The following is a 15,403-nucleotide window of genomic DNA, read 5'->3' as shown; positions in this document are numbered from 1 at the left end:
TTTGGTTTTTCGGCGAAGATCCGTCATATACGGATCGGGCCTTCTTCATCAAGTTGTCCCTATATTAAACACTGCTGCGGGTGATGTGAAGGCAGTGACGCGGCTTTTCGTGATCTTGTCGTGCAGCGCACACTGCAGGGCTGGCCATTGCGGTGAAATCCACTATGTCAGGGTGCTGCAAAGGATGGCTGTGATGCAAGATATGAACCAGATGGGTGTGCGGCGCTTCGGGCGCGTGAATTGGTTGGGAACCTGGACATTGGTCCGGCGCGAGATCAGCCGCTTTATGAATGTCTGGTCACAGACTGTGATGGCCCCTTTGATCAATGCGGGGCTTTTCTTGCTGATTTTCACCATCGCGATAGGGTCACAGCGCGGCGATGTGATGGGCGTGCCCTTCATGGTGTTTCTGGCACCCGGCATTCTGACCATGACGGTCATCCAGAACGCTTTTGCCAATACCTCCTCCAGCCTTGCCTCCGCCAAGGTGCAGGGCAATATCGTCGATACGCTCATGCCACCCCTGTCAGCCGGAGAGTTGGTGACAGGCTATATCGGCGGGGCGGTGGCACGCGGTGGCTTGGTCGCGATTGTGATTGCTGCGGGATCGGCTCTGTTTTTGGGCGTAGGGATGCAGTCACCGATCTGGGTCGTTGTCTTTGTGGTGCTTGGGTCGGTCCTGATGGGCGGCTTGGGCATGATTGCAGGAATTTTTGCCAATAAATTCGACCAGCTCTCTGCGATTTCGAACTTTCTTGTTACACCTTTGGCGTTCCTGTCAGGCACCTTCTATTCGATCGAGGCGCTACCTGCCTTCATGCAAACGCTCAGCCACGCCAATCCGTTCTTTTACATCATCGACGGGGTGCGGTTTGGGATGATCGGCGTCAGCGACAGTAGCCCTTGGGTGGGGCTTGTCGTGGTTTCGGCGGCCTGTGTCGTGGTCTTGGGGATTTGTTTGCGCTGGATGCACACAGGCTATCGGCTCAAGGCCTAAGAGACGTCGCGCACCGGTATGCCGCGCTCTGCCAGTACGGCAATCAAGGTGTCGATATCAGGCAGGTCGCCCGAGAAGATATCCTCGACGGTGCCATCGCGGTAAACAATCGCCACTTCGGTATCCAGCCCCGCTTCGCTGACGCGTAAATGCGCGATATTATCAAGCGGGATCGGCCTGGGGTCGCGCCATGCGGCAAGGGTCAGATAGTCTGCGTCGATCCGCACACCGGAGACAGGTTGCGGCAGCAGCATCCACGCAATCAAAACGGCACCGAACACCCATGCAAGGGCCTGAAATTGCGTGGCTTCAAAGTAGATGATGGCGACAAGCAGCAAAACCACGCCAAAAAAAGCGAGCCAGATTGGCCCCTTGTTCGGCGCGCGACGGTACTCGTAAACATCACTCATGTTTTTCATCTATTAACAGAAGATGGCGTTAATTTGTCCAAGGTAAAGGGGTATTGCACGCTTAGCGCACCAAGCGGGCCCGCCGTTCACGCCAGGCCAAGAGCGATGCGCCACCGAGGATAATAAGCGCGCCGAGGATGCTGATCCAGTCCGGCCAGACATCGAAAAGCAGCAAATCATAAAGACCGGCAAAAATCAGCGTGACATAGCTGAAGGGCGTGATGAAGCTCGCATCCGCACGCGCCATGGCGTTCACAAAGCACGCCTGCGCGGTGGCCATCAACACCCCCAACGCCGCCAGCGCGCCCCATTGTGCACCCGTCGGTGGCACCCAGACGGGCAGGACTGCCAGTGTTGCGATGCTCAGCCCGATGGCATTGTTGATCAGCAAGATCTGGAACCCAGGTTCGCGGTTGGCGAGTTTCTTGATGAATATCAACTCCATCCCCATCAAAAGCGCAGCCCCCAGTGCCAGCAAACCGGCCAGTTGAAAGCTTTCGGGTCCGGGCCTCAGCAAGATCAGCGCGCCAAGCAAGGCAGTGCCCGCTGCAAACCAGCGCCACGGCCCGACACGTTCACCCAGCAGCGGAATAGCAAGAAGCATGCCGAACACAGGATTGAGAAAGCTGATCGCCGTAGCATCTGACAGCGGAATAAAGGCCACGGCTGAAAACATGAAGGTCACGCCACCCCAGCCAAAGAGCGTCCTGCCAAAGTGCAGCTTCAGGTTCGGCTGTGCAATCCTGGGCCGCAGCACTGCGGCCGCTGTAGCGATGGCCGCAAAGGCGAAGAGAAAGCGGCCATGGCTGATTTGCAAAGGGTGCAAGGGCGGGCCAAGCGTATCAGTGCCCAGGGATTTTGCCATAACCATCGTCGCCGCAATAAATGCGGTTGCCGTCAGCATGAAGGCAAGAGCAAGAGGCGGGTTGGCGGCACGCAGGGTCATGCCCGCTCATTGAACCTGTTCGGTGAACCGCGCAAGACAGATCGTGATGCCGCAGCAGCAAACAGCGGTTTTTGCGGCTTCCCTCGTAATGAAGACTACGCTATCAGCGCCGCATGATGACCTGTGCAACATTCGAGAGCCGACGCCGACGCTAACCTGCGCCGCCCTTTGCCACGTCCATCGTAAACCCCTAACATTATTGACAGCTCTCGCTTGGTCCTGCACCAATCGGGCTTACCTTTGAGGAAGATCGCCATGATCCCATCTATTCTGCCAACCTATTCACGCGCACCGCTGACTTTCGTTTCCGGCGAAGGCTCTTGGTTGACGGAAGCTGATGGACGACGCTTTCTGGATTTGGGCGCTGGGATTGCGGTGAATGCGCTGGGGCATGCCAACCCTGCTCTGGTCGCGGCACTGACCGCGCAAGCGCAGGCGCTGTGGCATGTCTCGAACCTGTATAATATTCCCGCCCAGCAACAGCTGGCCGATGCGCTGGTGGCACAGACCTTTGCCGATACAGTATTTTTCACCAACTCCGGCACCGAGGCCTGCGAGCTGGCCGTCAAAATGGCCCGCAAATACTGGTACGACAAAGGCCAGCCCGAGCGGACCGAAATCATCACCTTTTCGGGGTCGTTCCATGGCCGCTCGAGTGCAGGGATTGCGGCGGCCGGATCCGAGAAGATGACAAAGGGCTTTGGCCCGTTGTTGCCCGGTTTCACCCATCTGGAATTTGGTGACCACGATGCGCTGAAGGCCGCGGTCTCGGACAAGATCGCGGCGATCATGGTCGAGCCGGTGCAGGGCGAGGGCGGCATCCGCCCTTTGCCCGATGTCTGTCTGAAAGGGTTGCGCGATCTGTGCGACCAACACGGCATCCTGTTGATCCTGGATGAAGTGCAGTGCGGCATGGGCCGGACCGGTAAACTTTTTGCCCATGAATGGGCGGGCATCGCACCTGATATCATGATGGTCGCCAAGGGCATTGGCGGGGGCTTTCCGCTGGGCGCTGTACTGGCCACGGAGAATGCGGCATCCGGCATGACGGCGGGCACGCATGGGTCCACCTACGGCGGCAACCCTCTGGCCTGTGCCGTGGGCGCTAAGGTGATGGAGATCGTGGGCGATCCCGCGTTTCTGGCCGAGGTCAACCGCAAGGCGGGCATCATGCGCCAGAAGCTCGAAGGGCTGGTGGCCGCACATCCGGATGTGTTCGAAGCCGTGCGCGGATCGGGGCTCATGCTGGGCCTGAAATGCAAGGCTGTAAACAGCGATGTGGTCGCTGCGGGATTTGCCCAAGGGGTGCTGACGGTGCCTGCGGCGGACAATGTCGTGCGCTTGTTGCCTGCACTGAATATCACCGACGCTGATATCGCGCTGGCGGTAGAAAAGCTTGATGCTGCGGCATCCCATGTAAAGGAGGCCAATGCGTAATTACACGTTCCGCCCCCTGACTGAGGCAGACCTGCCTTTGATGCGCCGCTGGTTACAGACGGCGCATGTCAAAGTCTGGTGGCCCGATGCGGACAAGCAAATTGCGCTGATGGAAAGAGACATGGACAATGCCGCGATTGACATGCGGGTGGTGAGCCTGATCGACCACCCCTTTGCCTATATCCACGATCACGACGCCCGCGCCTTTGAGATGCCGCAATATGCGGACCTGCCGTTTGGCGCCCGGGTCATGGCCACCTTTGTCGGCGATAGCGATTTCATGGGACAGGGCCATTCTGTCGGCTATATCGAAGCGTATATCCGCAGCCTGCGCCTGAAATACCCCATGGTGGCCGTGGCACCAGGGACGACTGACACCCGCACCATCACAATCTATAAACAGGCCGGTTTCATGAACCGACGTCTGACCACGACAGCCGAAGGACGCCTTGTCCAGGTAATGACCCATCTCTGAACTGACTGGTCGGAAACGGCCCAACAAAAGCGAAACACATGACCCATTTTCTTGATATCCATACGACCCCCACCGATGCGCTGCGCAACATCATCGACAATGCCAAAGCGATGAAAACCGCCCGCGCCGGTCTGCCCAAGGGCACGCCGGACGCCGAACAGCCGCTCGCGGGGCATATGGTGGCGCTAATTTTTGAAAAGCCCTCAACACGGACCCGCGTGTCTTTCGATGTGGGTGTGCGCCAGATGGGTGGGCAGACCATGGTGCTGTCCGGCGCTGACATGCAATTGGGCCATGGCGAGACAATTGCCGATACCGCACGGGTCCTGTCGCGCTATGTCGATCTGATCATGATCCGCACATTCGAGGAACAGACCCTGCTCGATATGGCCGAATATGCCACGGTGCCGGTCATCAACGGGCTGACAAACCGCACGCACCCTTGCCAGATCATGGCCGATATCATGACGTTTGAGGAACATAACGGCCCGATCAAGGGCAAAAAGGTTGTCTGGTCAGGCGACGGCAACAACGTCTTTGCAAGCTTCGCCCATGCCGCCAAACAGTTTGAGTTCGATCTGGTCTTTACCGGCCCGCCGCCGCTTGATCCTGAACCAGCGCTGGACGGGCTATATACGACCGTGCGCGACCCCAACGAGGCGGTGCAGGGCGCTGATCTGGTGGTGACCGATACGTGGGTCAGCATGCACGACCCGCAATCCGCCCGCGAGCGGCGGCACAACCAGCTGCGCGGCTATCAGGTGAATGACGCGCTGATGGCCAAGGCCAAGGACAACGCGCTCTTCATGCACTGCCTGCCTGCGCACCGCGATGACGAGGCGACAAGCAGCGTGATGGATGGCCCCCATTCGGTGATCTTTGACGAGGCCGAAAACCGGCTGCATGCGCAAAAGGCGATCATGCGGCATTGTCTGGGGGTGTAAGGCCCCAAACAATCACCAGATGATCATGGCAGCACGCAACACCGCTGCTGCCGTGCAGACCTGCACCGGTTGACACCTTTTCGAACGCGGCCGGTTTTGTGCCGTGCCATTGGTCAATCCGGACGGCTGATTGATCAGGGTCAAAGCGACATCAAACACAGTGTGGCAGTTTCCGACGGAACCGCGTCGCAGGCACACTGGCGCAACCTTGCCAGATAAAGCAGGAACATGATGTCCAAACCCCTGGTCGAAAACCCGCATGCGCAATCGGTGGAAGAAATAGGCGCCCGACTGGAGGTCGATACCGCGCAGGGGCTTCACCAATCCCACGCACGCGCGAGACTGGACGCACACGGGCCAAACCGTCTGCGCCAACAGAAAAAGAAAAGTACCCTGTCGATCCTCCTGCACCAGTTCAAGGGCATGATCGTCTGGCTGCTTGCCGCTGCGGCGTTGATGTCTTTCGTTCTGGGTGACTTTGCAGAAGGTATCGCAATTGTCGTTGTGCTGCTGATCAACGGGGCAATCGGCTTTTTCACCGAACTCAGGGCCGCCCGCGCGATGGAGGCACTGATGCAGATTGCACAGGTGCAGACGCGGGTGCGGCGCGGCGGCGATGTGCGGAAGATCAACGCACATGAGCTCGTGCCCGGCGATGTCGTGATCCTCGAGGCCGGCGATATGGTGACTGCAGACCTGCGCTTGACCGAAGTCGCAAGTCTCATGGCCGATGAATCCGTACTCACCGGTGAGTCTGTGCCGGTAATGAAATCACGAAACCCTTCAGAGCTGGACGCCGCTTTGGGTGATCGCGCCAGCATGGCCTTCAAAGGCACAGCGATCACGCTCGGTACGGGTGAGGGTGTAGTTGTCGCGACGGGCATGGACACGGAAATCGGCCAGATCAGCGACCTTGCGCAATCAGCGCAAAGCGACACGGCCCCGCTGGAACGCCGGCTGGACAAGTTGGGGCATCGGCTCGTCTGGCTGACAATGTCACTGGCAGTCTTGACGATCGTGGTGGGTATCTTGCGCGGCTATGACGTAACAGAGATGGTGCAGACCGGCGTCGCCTTGGCCGTTGCCGCCATTCCCGAAGGCTTGCCGGTGGTCGCGACGCTCAGTCTTGCGCACGGGATGTGGCGGATGAGCCAGCGCAACGCATTGATCCGGCAGCTTTCGTCCGTCGAAACACTCGGGGCCACTACAGTTATTCTGACAGACAAGACCGGAACACTCACCGAAAACCGCATGAGTGCGGCGCGCTTTTTGCTGGCTGATGCTGAGGTGCGTGTCGAAAGCGACGGCGATGTTCGCAGGTTTTTTATTGCCGGGGATACAATTGATCCTGTCAGCGATGACCGTCTGGCTTGGGCGATCCGGATCGGGGCGCTGTGCAACAATGCAGACTTGGGCGACGGCGCAAAGCACCATCCCTCGGGCGACCCGATGGAAATCGCGCTTCTGTCGCTTGCCCAGAAAGCCGGGCTCGGGCGGGATGGATTGCTGGCGGCAAATGAAAAAGTCCACCAACACGCCTTTGACCCTGACACCAAGATGATGGCCACGGTCCATCGCGCGGCCAATGCCTATCTGGTGGCCGTCAAAGGCGCACCCGAGGCCGTGATCGACGTCTGCAAGCAAGTACAGACGGCAGATGGCGCGCGCGCCATGGACGATCACGCGCGACAGGACTGGAAAGACCGCAGTGCTGCGGCGGCGGGCGAAGGCCTGCGCCTGCTGGCGCTGGCGATGAAGCACGCCGACAGTGAAGATGCGCCACATTATGAAGGGCTCACGCTGGTCGGTCTTGTGTGTTTGGTTGACCCTGTGCGCGCAGATGTACCCGATGCAATCGCTGCAAGTCGCGCGGCCGGCGTCCGCGTCATTATGTTGACCGGCGATCACGCCAGCACAGCCGAAACAATTGCACGCGAAGCAGGCCTTGGGCATGGTGATCTGACCGTGGTTGAAGGTCGCGAACTGGCCGATCTGGATGTCGACCAGATCAGTGATCAGGATCGCGCACGGCTTCTGTCTGCGGACGTTTTTGCCCGGGTCGCACCCGACACAAAACTGAAGCTTGTATCACTCTTTCAGAATGCAGGGCATATCGTGGCGATGACCGGTGACGGCGTCAATGACGCACCGGCGCTCAAGAAGGCCGATATCGGCATTGCCATGGGGCAACGTGGCACGCAGGTGGCACAAGAGGCCGCACATATGGTTTTGCAGGACGATGCCTTTGCCACCATCATCGCAGCGATGCGTCAGGGCCGCGTGATTTTCGATAACATTCGCAAGTTTGTCGTCTATCTGATGTCATGCAACGTCAGCGAGGTTCTGGTGGTCGGCATTGCCGTGAGCGCCGGTTTGCCGGCACCACTCCTCCCTTTGCAGATCCTGTTTCTAAACCTCGTCACGGATGTGTTTCCGGCCTTCGCACTAGGTCTGGGGCGCGGCGACGAGACCATTATGCAAAAACCGCCACGCGATCCTGCACAAGAGATCGTCGACCGCCCACGTTGGATGCTGATTGCCATTCTCGGCGCTGCCATCACGGTGGCAACTCTCGGGGCCTTTGTGCTGGCGCTCTTTTGGCTGCACCTTGCAAGCGGACCGGCCATCACAGTTGCCTTTCTTACGCTGGCGCTGGCGCAACTGTGGAATGTGTTCAACGTGCGTGACCCCGATGCAGGGATTCTCAGGAATGAGGTCACAGGCAACCTCTATGTCTGGGGTGCGATCTTCCTGTGCCTCGCGCTGATCGGAATAGCGTTGTGGACGCCGTGGCTCTCGGTCCTTCTGGGTCTGCCGGATCCCGGCTGGAACGGACTGGCGCTTGCAGCATGTGCCAGCCTCGTGCCGCTTGCTTTGGGACAATGCTGGCATGTCATCCGTGGTCCGGACTGGTTGAACCGCCATGACCGTGCAAGCGGGGAATGAGCGTTCCGAGCGGCGCACCTGACCCGCGCAGCGGGCGCATGACTGCCACTTGGCGCGTTCTTTCGATCAGGCTAACCTGCGAACATGGGTCAGATCACTTCGCTCTTTGCCAGAAAGGTAGCGCACGCCGCAGGCGACGCGATTGATACCAAGGCTGTGCTTGCCTCGGTTGGTCTGGATGCGGACGGCCCCGCGGACCCGACCCACATGCTGGATGAGGACGACTACTACAGCATGATCGAGATGATGGCACAGCAGATGGATATCACCCCACTGCCCGTGATCGTCGGCAAAGCGATGCGTCCGGACGAATATGGCGCCCTCGGTCTTGCGTGGAAGGCCGCGCCCAATCTGCTGGGGTCATTTTCCCGCGTCGAAAGATACTGGCGTCTGTGGACCAGCGTGGCGCGATACGAATTGCGTAACACCGATGAAGGTTACCTCTTCATCGAGCACCGCGACGGGGCGCGGCGGCTTGGCATGCGCATCTCGATCGAGGCGGACCTCGTCAGTGGTGTGTCACTTGGCAGGCAGGTGTCGCCCCGACCATTTGCCCCGCTGGCGGTCTATTTCAGGCACAGCGCGCCCAAGACACCCGAGCATCACGAAGCCTATTTCGGCTGTCAGGTTCATTTCGGGGCGGATATGGATGCGATGCTGATGTCCCATGACGCGGTTTCTGCGCCCAATCTGCTTGGCGATGAAGGGATCACACAGTTTCTGGTGTCACATCTGGACCAAGAGCTTGCCCGCATTGATGACACCCCCGCATTGCAAACCCGGACCAAAAGCGAAATCGCGCGCGCACTGAGCGAAGGCTTGCCCAAAATGGCGCAGATCGCCCGCGCGCTCGGCATGAGCGCCCGCTCCTTTCACCGGCGGCTCGCAGAACAAGGGCTCAGCTTTCAAACCCTGACAGAAGAGACCCGCCGCGAGATCGCAACAGCCATGCTGCGCGAAGAACGCTACGCACTGTCCGAGATCGCCTTCCTGACCGGTTATTCCGAGCAAAGCGCCTTTAACCGCGCGTTCAAGCGGTGGATGGGCGTAACACCCGCAACCTACCGGAAATCGCTCAAGTAAGGCGCGGCACCCTGCAGTATTGGCCGCAGATGTCAAAGCAGTGGCAGGCGCGGTCAATACCGGCACCCGTCAGTCTTTCTAAACCTTGGCCATCAAACTGAACCAAGGAGAATGAAAATGACCGCACTTATCGTTGCACGTTTCGACGTGAAGAATGCCGCAAAAATGGACGCCTATGCCACTGCGGCAGGCCCGACCGTGCTGGCCCACGGTGGCGAGTTTGTCGCCATGGGCGAGAAAGTAGCCGCACTGGTTGGAGAAGAAGAAAAACAATCCGTTGCCATGGTGCGTTTCCCCGATGTCGCATCGGCCAAGACATGGTTTACCTCGCCTGAATACACGGCCTGCAAGCCGCTTCGCGAAGAAGCCGCAGAGATGCAATTCACGCTCTACGAAACAGAGTAACCACACCAGAACACTGCACCTGAAGAAAGCGGCGTCGGGCATCCCGGCGCCGCTTTTCGTTTTGCGGTATGATCGAATGCGAAACCGCCTTGGCAGCAAATGTCAAAATCTTGGCAATGGTGGTCAATACCGGCACCCGTCAATCTTTCTAAACCTTGGCCATCAACTTGAACCAAGGAGAATAAACATGACTGACCAACCAATCCTCGTTATCGGCGCAACCGGCAAGACCGGCTCCCGCGTCGCCAGCAAACTCGAAGCCAAAGGCATCGCTGTCCGCCGCGGCGCGCGACGTTCCGAAACCCCTTTCGACTGGGAAGACCCTTCTACTTGGGCCCCTGCCCTGCGCGGCGTCTCCAAAGCCTACGTCACCTATTTCCCCGACCTCGCCTTCCCGGGTGCTGTGGAACAGCTGGCGGCCTTTACCAAAGTCGCACAGGAAACCGGCCTCCAGCATATCGTCCTGCTGTCCGGTCGGGGCGAGCATTTCGCCAGCATGGGCGAAGATATCGTCCGCAACTCCGGCCTGCCCTTTACCATCGTACGGGCCGCATGGTTCGCGCAGAACTTCAGCGAAGGGTATCTGCGAGATCCGATCATGGGTGGTGTACTCCCCATGCCGGGCGGTGACGTTGTCGAGCCGATCATCGACATTGATGACATCGCCGATGTTGTCGTCGCGGCCCTGACCGAAGACGGGCATCTGGGCGAACGCTATGAGGTGACCGGCCCGCGCCTGATGACCTTCGCCGAGATGGCCGGGGAACTGACCAAAGCGCTTGGGCGCCACATCCAATACGTGCCGATCAGCTATGACGATTTCCACGCCAATGTAGCGGCAGCTGGCGGTGAGTTTGTGGCGGATGTTTTCACACAGATCGCCCGCGAAACGCTGGATGGCCGGAATGCCAATACCACCGACGGCGTTGAACGTGCCCTAGGCCGCAAGCCCCGCGATTTCGCTGAATTTGCCGAAACCGCAATGGCCGCAGGCGCATGGTCTGCTGCCGCATAACCCACCCCACACCATCAGGCAGGAGACCCCGTTCTCCTGCCGCCTCACGCAATCAGGAGTCCCGACAATGTCGACCACTTTCTTCTTTCTCATCCAATTCGCAATTCTCGCATACGCCCTTGTGGGCGGCGTCTTTCTTGCCTTTTCCGACTTCATCATGCGGTCTCTGGCACAGACGGGCGGCCATGGCGGCGTCGAAGCCATGCAGGTCATCAACCGCGAGGTCTTTCGCTGGGTTTTCATGGCGCTGTTTCTGGGCATGGCAGCAATGTCGCTGATCATCGCAGGCTATGGCGCGCTTGGCCTTACCGGACCAGCCGGAACGCTGATAATGCTGGCCGGACTTGTCTATCTTGTCGGCTGTTTCGGCGTCACAGTCTTCTTCAACGTCCCGATGAACGAGGCGCTGGCGGGCATGGAGATGTCATCAGACATGACACGCGATTACTGGCTGCAGACCTACGTTCCGCGCTGGACCTTCTGGAACTCTGTCCGCACAATTGCCTGCACTGTGTCCGCCGCACTGCTTCTCTTCGGGCTATTGTGGGTGACACAAAACCAGACACAGCCGGTGTGATGCAGGTTTCCCGGCGTCAAGCGCCGATTGATGCGGCCGCCTTCACATGGGTAAGATGGTGTCCATGATCTATCTCATTTGTCTTATGATCGTCGGCATCATCGGCTTTCAGGTGGCGCTTATCGCCGGAGCACCATGGGGGCGGCTGACCCAGGGCGGTCAGGTCGATGGACCTTTACCGCTGGCGGGGCGGATCATTGCAGCCGTGTCAATCCTACTGCTGGGGGCGATCGCTTTGGCGCTCCTTTCAGCAGAGGGACATTGGCCACACTGGCCGCGCTGGACAACTTGGGCTGCGGTGGCTGTCATTGGCATTTCAACCATCCTGAACTGGATTACACCATCTTCAGCAGAACGCAGGCTCTGGGGCCCGATCATGACAGTGCTGTTGTGCCTCACACTTGCGGTCGTTTGGGCCTAGCCGCCAGAGGTTTTACTGACCGATGAACGCAGCCCGCCGCTCCAGAAGTGCCGCACTCAGATAATCCACCAAAAGGCGCGCGCGCTGAACGCGGCGCAATCCACCATGCAAAAGAATCCATGTCGCGCGCCTTTGATCCAACTGCGTTCCGGGTACACGCTGGAGTTCCGGAAACACCGTTGATGCCCAATGCGAAAGGAACGTCATACCAGCCCCCGCACGGGCGAGATGCAGATGCATTTGCGGATCGCCCACGATATGCCGGACACGTGCCTGCGAAAAAGGTGTGGCCGCAATCATCGTTTGCATCTCGGGCACGTCCCCGTAGCCGATCCAGTTCAGGCCTTTGCCCTTCGCGCCCGCCTTTGGCAGCCTGGCGTCAATATAGCTGCGGGACGCAAAAACCCCCAGCGAGAGCGGAAACAGCTTTCGGCCGACGGCATCTTCGTCAACCGAAAGCACGTGACGGATGGACACATCCGTTTCGTCCTTTTCAATCGAGTCGAGAAAGTAGGAAAGCTTCAGTTCGATCTCGATCTCGGGATAGAGCGCGGCAAAATCCGCGAGAACAGGGGCAAGCAGATAATGCGCCGTCATCGGATCAGCAGAAAGCCGGATCCGTCCCGATGCTTCGCGATCCAGCCCTTTCACAGCACTAAACCCCTTAAGCAGCGCGGCCTCTGCCTCAATCGCCTGCGGCAGCAAACGCCGCCCTGCCGCCGTAAGTGTCAGCCCGCCAGCGTTTCGGCGAAACAGTGTCGTGCCCAATTGCGCCTCCAGACCTTCAATCTGGCGGCGAACTGTGGCGTGCGTCCCGTTCACCTGCTCGGCCCCCGCGCGCAGTGACCCTGACCGCGCGACGGCAAGAAAGGCAGGCAGTGATTTCCAATCCAACATGACAGTGTAACGTTTATGATCCGTTATGGTTCATCTTAGACAATTATTGGATCAATTTAAATCCGGTATTTCTTCTTTCATGCAAAAGGAGAATATCATGAAAGCCACATTCGATGCATGGGACGTCACCCGTTACGGTGGTCCCGACGTACTCAAACCTGTCTCGCGGCCCGCCCCGCAACCCACAGCCGGCCAAGTCTTGATCCGCATTCGCGCCTCTGCCGTTTCCCGCGCCGATGGTTTGATGCGGGCCGGCCAGCCGAAATTTGCGCGCCTTTTTCTGGGCTTAAAGCGGCCACGGGCCGGACTGTCCGGAACATGTTTTTCCGGTGAGATCATCGCGGTCGGTGATGAGGTAACAAAATACCGTGTTGGCGATGCCGTTTTCGGCGAAGCGGGGCTGCAGTTCGGCGCCAACGCCACACACATCTGTCTGGACCAGAACGGCAGCCTTCTGAAAAAGCCGGACACCGTGTCCCACGAAGAGGCCGCCACGCTTTTCGACGGGGCCATGACATCATGGCATTTCCTGACCCGCATCGCAGGCGTCCAGCCGGGTCAAAAGGTCCTCATACTGGGCGGCTCAGGCAGTCTCGGCACCGCTGCAGTCCAGTTTGCCAAGGCCTTGGGCGCACAGGTCACCGCCAGCGCCAGCGGACGCAACGCAGACTTGCTTCGGTCGCTCGGGGCCGATCATGTGGTGGACTACAAAGCGCAAGACCCGCTCACGCGCGGCACCACATACGATGTCATTTTCGACACGCTCGGTGTCGCATCCTTCGGCGCCGCCAAAGCCGCATTGACCAAAGACGGGACCTACATGTGTCCGGTGTTGGGGCTGGCGCTGCTGCGCGACATGATCCTCACAGGATTGTTCGGACACAAAAAGGCAAGGTTCGCGGCAGCAGGCATGTCAAAACCTGCCGTCCATCGTGCAGAACTCGCAGAGATCCTCGCGCTCATGGCCAAAAACGCGTTCGCGCCGGTGATGGACCGCACCTATCCGCTCGCTGATCTGGTCGAGGCCCACCGTTACGTCGAGACAGGCCGCAAGCGCGGCAATGTCGTCGTGGTCTAGGGGGTGCTGAAATGAAAACGCTTCCCATCCCCCCTCGGCAGGCACGCCTTGCTGGCCTGTTCTACCTGATCATTATTCTCTGCGGCGTCGGATCAGAGGTTGCCTTGCGCGGACCGCTGATCGACTTGGGATCAGCAGAACGGACAATGCAGGCGATCGGCGCCGAAACAATGCGGTTCCGCCTTTCGATTTTGGCAGACGTCGTGATGGCCTTGGCCGACGCGGCACTGGCTGTTCTGCTCTTCTTGATGTTGCGTCAAGTGTCAGCAGGGCTGGCACTCGGCGCGCTGGTCTTCCGGCTGCTCCAGTCGGGCTTGATCGCGGCGGGCCTGCTCAACCTACAGGCGGCGCTCGTCGTCGGTGATGCCGGTCTGGCGCTGAGCTTCATCAGCTTGCACGCCTATGGCTACGATCTGGGTCTGATCTTCTTTGGTGTGAACTGTCTGCTGACGGCTGTGCTGATTATCAACTCCGGCTTTGTTCCGCGCATTCTGGGTTTTGGTATCGGCCTGTCGGGGCTGGTGTACCTGACCGGCAGCATCCTGCGCTTTGCTGCACCGGAATTTCATGGGCTCATTGCACCGGCCTATGTCGTGCCGCTCATCGCCGAAACGGCATTCTGTCTTTGGTTGCTTGTCTTGCCGGGGATCGGCAGACAGGCCACCGCCGGCTGACAACAGGTGGCACAACACCTGTCGGGCAGCAATAGATCAGGCTCTTTCACGCAACTGCCAACCTGAGTTGGCAGTTGCGAAAGCCCTTTGCAGGGTCCAGCACGCGATTGGCTTTACCGCTATGATCTGACAGAAACGGAAGTTCTTGCAGTCTGCTCTGTCAACCACTGCAAGATCAGCAGGTTCGTTTCTTCGGGCATCTCCTGCTGAATCCAATGGCCACAATCAAGGCGCGCCACCTCAACGTTGGGTACAAAATCCGCAAGATTGTCAGATTCGGGGATCATGTCACGCTCTCCGTAAATCATCAGCGCGGGTCGTGCGATGACCGGATCAACATCCGCCAGAATATGCCAGTTGCGATCCATGTTCCTGTACCAGTTGATGCTCGGTGTGAACCCTGTCGCGTCAAAGGATGCCGCGAAGACAGCAAGATCACGGTCACTCAGTACGGCCTCACCAAGGGCAGACGCCGCCTGTGCCAGATTGATCATCATCATGCCGGGATCGGGCTGAACCGATGGCAGATTCTTGCGAAACAGGTTCCGAAGGAATTGATGCGTATTGGCATGCAAAATGGCATCTGCCACGCCGGGCTTGCGGTTGAAGTGAACGAAATAGTTGTCCTCGCCAAACACGGCCTCCATGAAGTCGATCCAGGGCATCGGCGTGCGGGGCTGATAGGGCAACGCGAGGTTGATGATGCTTTTCACGCGCTCCGGATACAAAAGCGCCATGCTCCAGACCACGTTTGCCCCCCAATCGTGGCCCACAAAAACAGCATCGTGATAGCCATAGTGATCAAGAAGCGCTGCAAGATCTCCGGTCAGATGGGCGATATCATAATCTGTGACTTCCGGCGGGCACGATGAGTTTCCGTATCCGCGCTGGTTCGGAACGATCACGTGATAGCCCTGCGCCGCAAGTGCGGGCATCTGATACCGCCAGGAATAGGCATGCGCTGGCCATCCATGACATAAAACAATCGGATTTCCTCTGTTCTCTTGTCCTGCTTCAAAGACTTCGAGCCGAATGCCGTTCAATGTGACAACGGTCGGTGACGGAAAGTTTGTGGTCGTTTGCATGGTCGCTTCTCCT

16 protein-coding genes are annotated in these 15,403 nt (G+C 58.8%); 12 read left to right on the top strand and 4 right to left on the bottom strand.

The window, feature by feature from the left end; genetic code table 11:
* The first annotated feature begins 202 nt into the window (after nucleotides 1-202).
* Nucleotides 203-997, top strand: coding sequence for an ABC transporter permease (locus C7964_RS04575; RefSeq protein ID WP_110278580.1), 795 nt, complete (start codon nucleotides 203-205; stop codon nucleotides 995-997).
* Here the strand turns inward: C7964_RS04575 and C7964_RS04570 are convergent.
* Nucleotides 994-1,407: a hypothetical protein gene (locus C7964_RS04570; protein WP_110278432.1), complete on the bottom strand. Its 414-nt coding sequence runs from the start codon at nucleotides 1,405-1,407 to the stop codon at nucleotides 994-996. The genes C7964_RS04575 and C7964_RS04570 overlap by 4 nt on opposite strands.
* 61 nt (nucleotides 1,408-1,468) lie before the next feature.
* Entirely contained in the window at nucleotides 1,469-2,353 is an 885-nt protein-coding gene (locus C7964_RS04565; RefSeq protein WP_110278431.1) for a DMT family transporter, read from the bottom strand.
* Between the two features lie 255 nt (nucleotides 2,354-2,608).
* On the opposite strand from C7964_RS04565, the gene C7964_RS04560 reads away from it, so the two are divergent.
* The 9 genes from C7964_RS04560 to C7964_RS04520 all read left to right on the top strand — a co-directional run bounded on the left by C7964_RS04560 (nucleotide 2,609) and on the right by C7964_RS04520 (nucleotide 11,656).
* Nucleotides 2,609-3,790, top strand: coding sequence for an aspartate aminotransferase family protein (locus tag C7964_RS04560; RefSeq protein WP_110278430.1), 1,182 nt, complete (start codon nucleotides 2,609-2,611; stop codon nucleotides 3,788-3,790).
* Nucleotides 3,783-4,265 carry a GNAT family N-acetyltransferase gene (locus C7964_RS04555; RefSeq protein ID WP_110278429.1) on the top strand — a complete coding sequence of 161 codons (483 nt, stop codon included), beginning with the start codon at nucleotides 3,783-3,785 and terminating at the stop codon, nucleotides 4,263-4,265. The genes C7964_RS04560 and C7964_RS04555 overlap by 8 nt, the downstream gene beginning before the upstream one ends.
* Before the next feature lie 38 nt (nucleotides 4,266-4,303).
* Complete coding sequence (gene argF / locus C7964_RS04550) at nucleotides 4,304-5,209, top strand: ornithine carbamoyltransferase (protein WP_110278428.1); 906 nt, start codon at nucleotides 4,304-4,306, stop codon at nucleotides 5,207-5,209.
* Nucleotides 5,210-5,440: 231 nt separating this feature from the next.
* Nucleotides 5,441-8,155 (top strand): cation-translocating P-type ATPase, encoded by a 2,715-nt coding sequence (locus C7964_RS04545; RefSeq protein WP_286163762.1) that lies wholly within the window; start codon nucleotides 5,441-5,443, stop codon nucleotides 8,153-8,155.
* Nucleotides 8,156-8,239: 84 nt separating this feature from the next.
* On the top strand, nucleotides 8,240-9,238 hold the full coding sequence (locus C7964_RS04540) for an AraC family transcriptional regulator (RefSeq protein ID WP_110278426.1): 999 nt from the start codon (nucleotides 8,240-8,242) through the stop codon (nucleotides 9,236-9,238).
* Nucleotides 9,239-9,355: 117 nt separating this feature from the next.
* Nucleotides 9,356-9,643 carry a DUF1330 domain-containing protein gene (locus C7964_RS04535; RefSeq protein ID WP_181417101.1) on the top strand — a complete coding sequence of 96 codons (288 nt, stop codon included), beginning with the start codon at nucleotides 9,356-9,358 and terminating at the stop codon, nucleotides 9,641-9,643.
* Between the two features lie 187 nt (nucleotides 9,644-9,830).
* Nucleotides 9,831-10,658: an NAD(P)H-binding protein gene (locus tag C7964_RS04530; protein WP_110278424.1), complete on the top strand. Its 828-nt coding sequence runs from the start codon at nucleotides 9,831-9,833 to the stop codon at nucleotides 10,656-10,658.
* A 67-nt stretch (nucleotides 10,659-10,725) separates the two neighbouring features.
* On the top strand, nucleotides 10,726-11,235 hold the full coding sequence (locus C7964_RS04525) for an anthrone oxygenase family protein (RefSeq protein WP_110278423.1): 510 nt from the start codon (nucleotides 10,726-10,728) through the stop codon (nucleotides 11,233-11,235).
* Nucleotides 11,236-11,299: 64 nt separating this feature from the next.
* Nucleotides 11,300-11,656, top strand: coding sequence for a hypothetical protein (locus C7964_RS04520; RefSeq protein WP_286163761.1), 357 nt, complete (start codon nucleotides 11,300-11,302; stop codon nucleotides 11,654-11,656).
* 12 nt (nucleotides 11,657-11,668) lie between these two features.
* Here C7964_RS04520 and C7964_RS04515 read toward each other — a convergent pair whose 3' ends face one another.
* Nucleotides 11,669-12,553 carry a LysR family transcriptional regulator gene (locus tag C7964_RS04515; protein ID WP_110278421.1) on the bottom strand — a complete coding sequence of 295 codons (885 nt, stop codon included), beginning with the start codon at nucleotides 12,551-12,553 and terminating at the stop codon, nucleotides 11,669-11,671.
* 97 nt (nucleotides 12,554-12,650) lie between these two features.
* On the opposite strand from C7964_RS04515, the gene C7964_RS04510 reads away from it, so the two are divergent.
* Nucleotides 12,651-13,631 (top strand): NAD(P)-dependent alcohol dehydrogenase, encoded by a 981-nt coding sequence (locus C7964_RS04510; RefSeq protein ID WP_110278420.1) that lies wholly within the window; start codon nucleotides 12,651-12,653, stop codon nucleotides 13,629-13,631.
* A gap of 11 nt (nucleotides 13,632-13,642) precedes the next feature.
* Complete coding sequence (locus tag C7964_RS04505) at nucleotides 13,643-14,305, top strand: DUF4386 domain-containing protein (protein WP_110278419.1); 663 nt, start codon at nucleotides 13,643-13,645, stop codon at nucleotides 14,303-14,305.
* A gap of 119 nt (nucleotides 14,306-14,424) precedes the next feature.
* On the opposite strand, the gene C7964_RS04500 is transcribed toward C7964_RS04505, so the two are convergent.
* Nucleotides 14,425-15,390: an alpha/beta fold hydrolase gene (locus C7964_RS04500; protein ID WP_110278418.1), complete on the bottom strand. Its 966-nt coding sequence runs from the start codon at nucleotides 15,388-15,390 to the stop codon at nucleotides 14,425-14,427.
* Nucleotides 15,391-15,403: the final 13 nt, after the last annotated feature.

This window comes from Loktanella sp. PT4BL, from assembly GCF_003201935.1.
Classification (GTDB): domain Bacteria; phylum Pseudomonadota; class Alphaproteobacteria; order Rhodobacterales; family Rhodobacteraceae; genus Yoonia.
This window is presented reverse-complemented; position numbering and strand designations above follow the sequence as displayed.

Bases quoted from the DNA above. Each gene is read 5' to 3' on its own strand.
- argF (WP_110278428.1), top strand. From the start codon at position 4,304: ATGACCCATTTTCTTGATATCCATACGACCCCCACCGATGCGCTGCGC.
- C7964_RS04570 (WP_110278432.1), bottom strand. From the start codon at position 1,407: ATGAGTGATGTTTACGAGTACCGTCGCGCGCCGAACAAGGGGCCAATC.
- C7964_RS04520 (WP_286163761.1), top strand. From the start codon at position 11,300: ATGATCTATCTCATTTGTCTTATGATCGTCGGCATCATCGGCTTTCAG.
- C7964_RS04510 (WP_110278420.1), top strand. From the start codon at position 12,651: ATGAAAGCCACATTCGATGCATGGGACGTCACCCGTTACGGTGGTCCC.
- C7964_RS04540 (WP_110278426.1), top strand. From the start codon at position 8,240: ATGGGTCAGATCACTTCGCTCTTTGCCAGAAAGGTAGCGCACGCCGCA.
- C7964_RS04545 (WP_286163762.1), top strand. From the start codon at position 5,441: ATGTCCAAACCCCTGGTCGAAAACCCGCATGCGCAATCGGTGGAAGAA.
- C7964_RS04560 (WP_110278430.1), top strand. From the start codon at position 2,609: ATGATCCCATCTATTCTGCCAACCTATTCACGCGCACCGCTGACTTTC.
- C7964_RS04505 (WP_110278419.1), top strand. From the start codon at position 13,643: ATGAAAACGCTTCCCATCCCCCCTCGGCAGGCACGCCTTGCTGGCCTG.
- C7964_RS04530 (WP_110278424.1), top strand. From the start codon at position 9,831: ATGACTGACCAACCAATCCTCGTTATCGGCGCAACCGGCAAGACCGGC.
- C7964_RS04515 (WP_110278421.1), bottom strand. From the start codon at position 12,553: ATGTTGGATTGGAAATCACTGCCTGCCTTTCTTGCCGTCGCGCGGTCA.
- C7964_RS04535 (WP_181417101.1), top strand. From the start codon at position 9,356: ATGACCGCACTTATCGTTGCACGTTTCGACGTGAAGAATGCCGCAAAA.
- C7964_RS04575 (WP_110278580.1), top strand. From the start codon at position 203: ATGAACCAGATGGGTGTGCGGCGCTTCGGGCGCGTGAATTGGTTGGGA.
- C7964_RS04500 (WP_110278418.1), bottom strand. From the start codon at position 15,390: ATGCAAACGACCACAAACTTTCCGTCACCGACCGTTGTCACATTGAAC.
- C7964_RS04555 (WP_110278429.1), top strand. From the start codon at position 3,783: ATGCGTAATTACACGTTCCGCCCCCTGACTGAGGCAGACCTGCCTTTG.
- C7964_RS04565 (WP_110278431.1), bottom strand. From the start codon at position 2,353: ATGACCCTGCGTGCCGCCAACCCGCCTCTTGCTCTTGCCTTCATGCTG.
- C7964_RS04525 (WP_110278423.1), top strand. From the start codon at position 10,726: ATGTCGACCACTTTCTTCTTTCTCATCCAATTCGCAATTCTCGCATAC.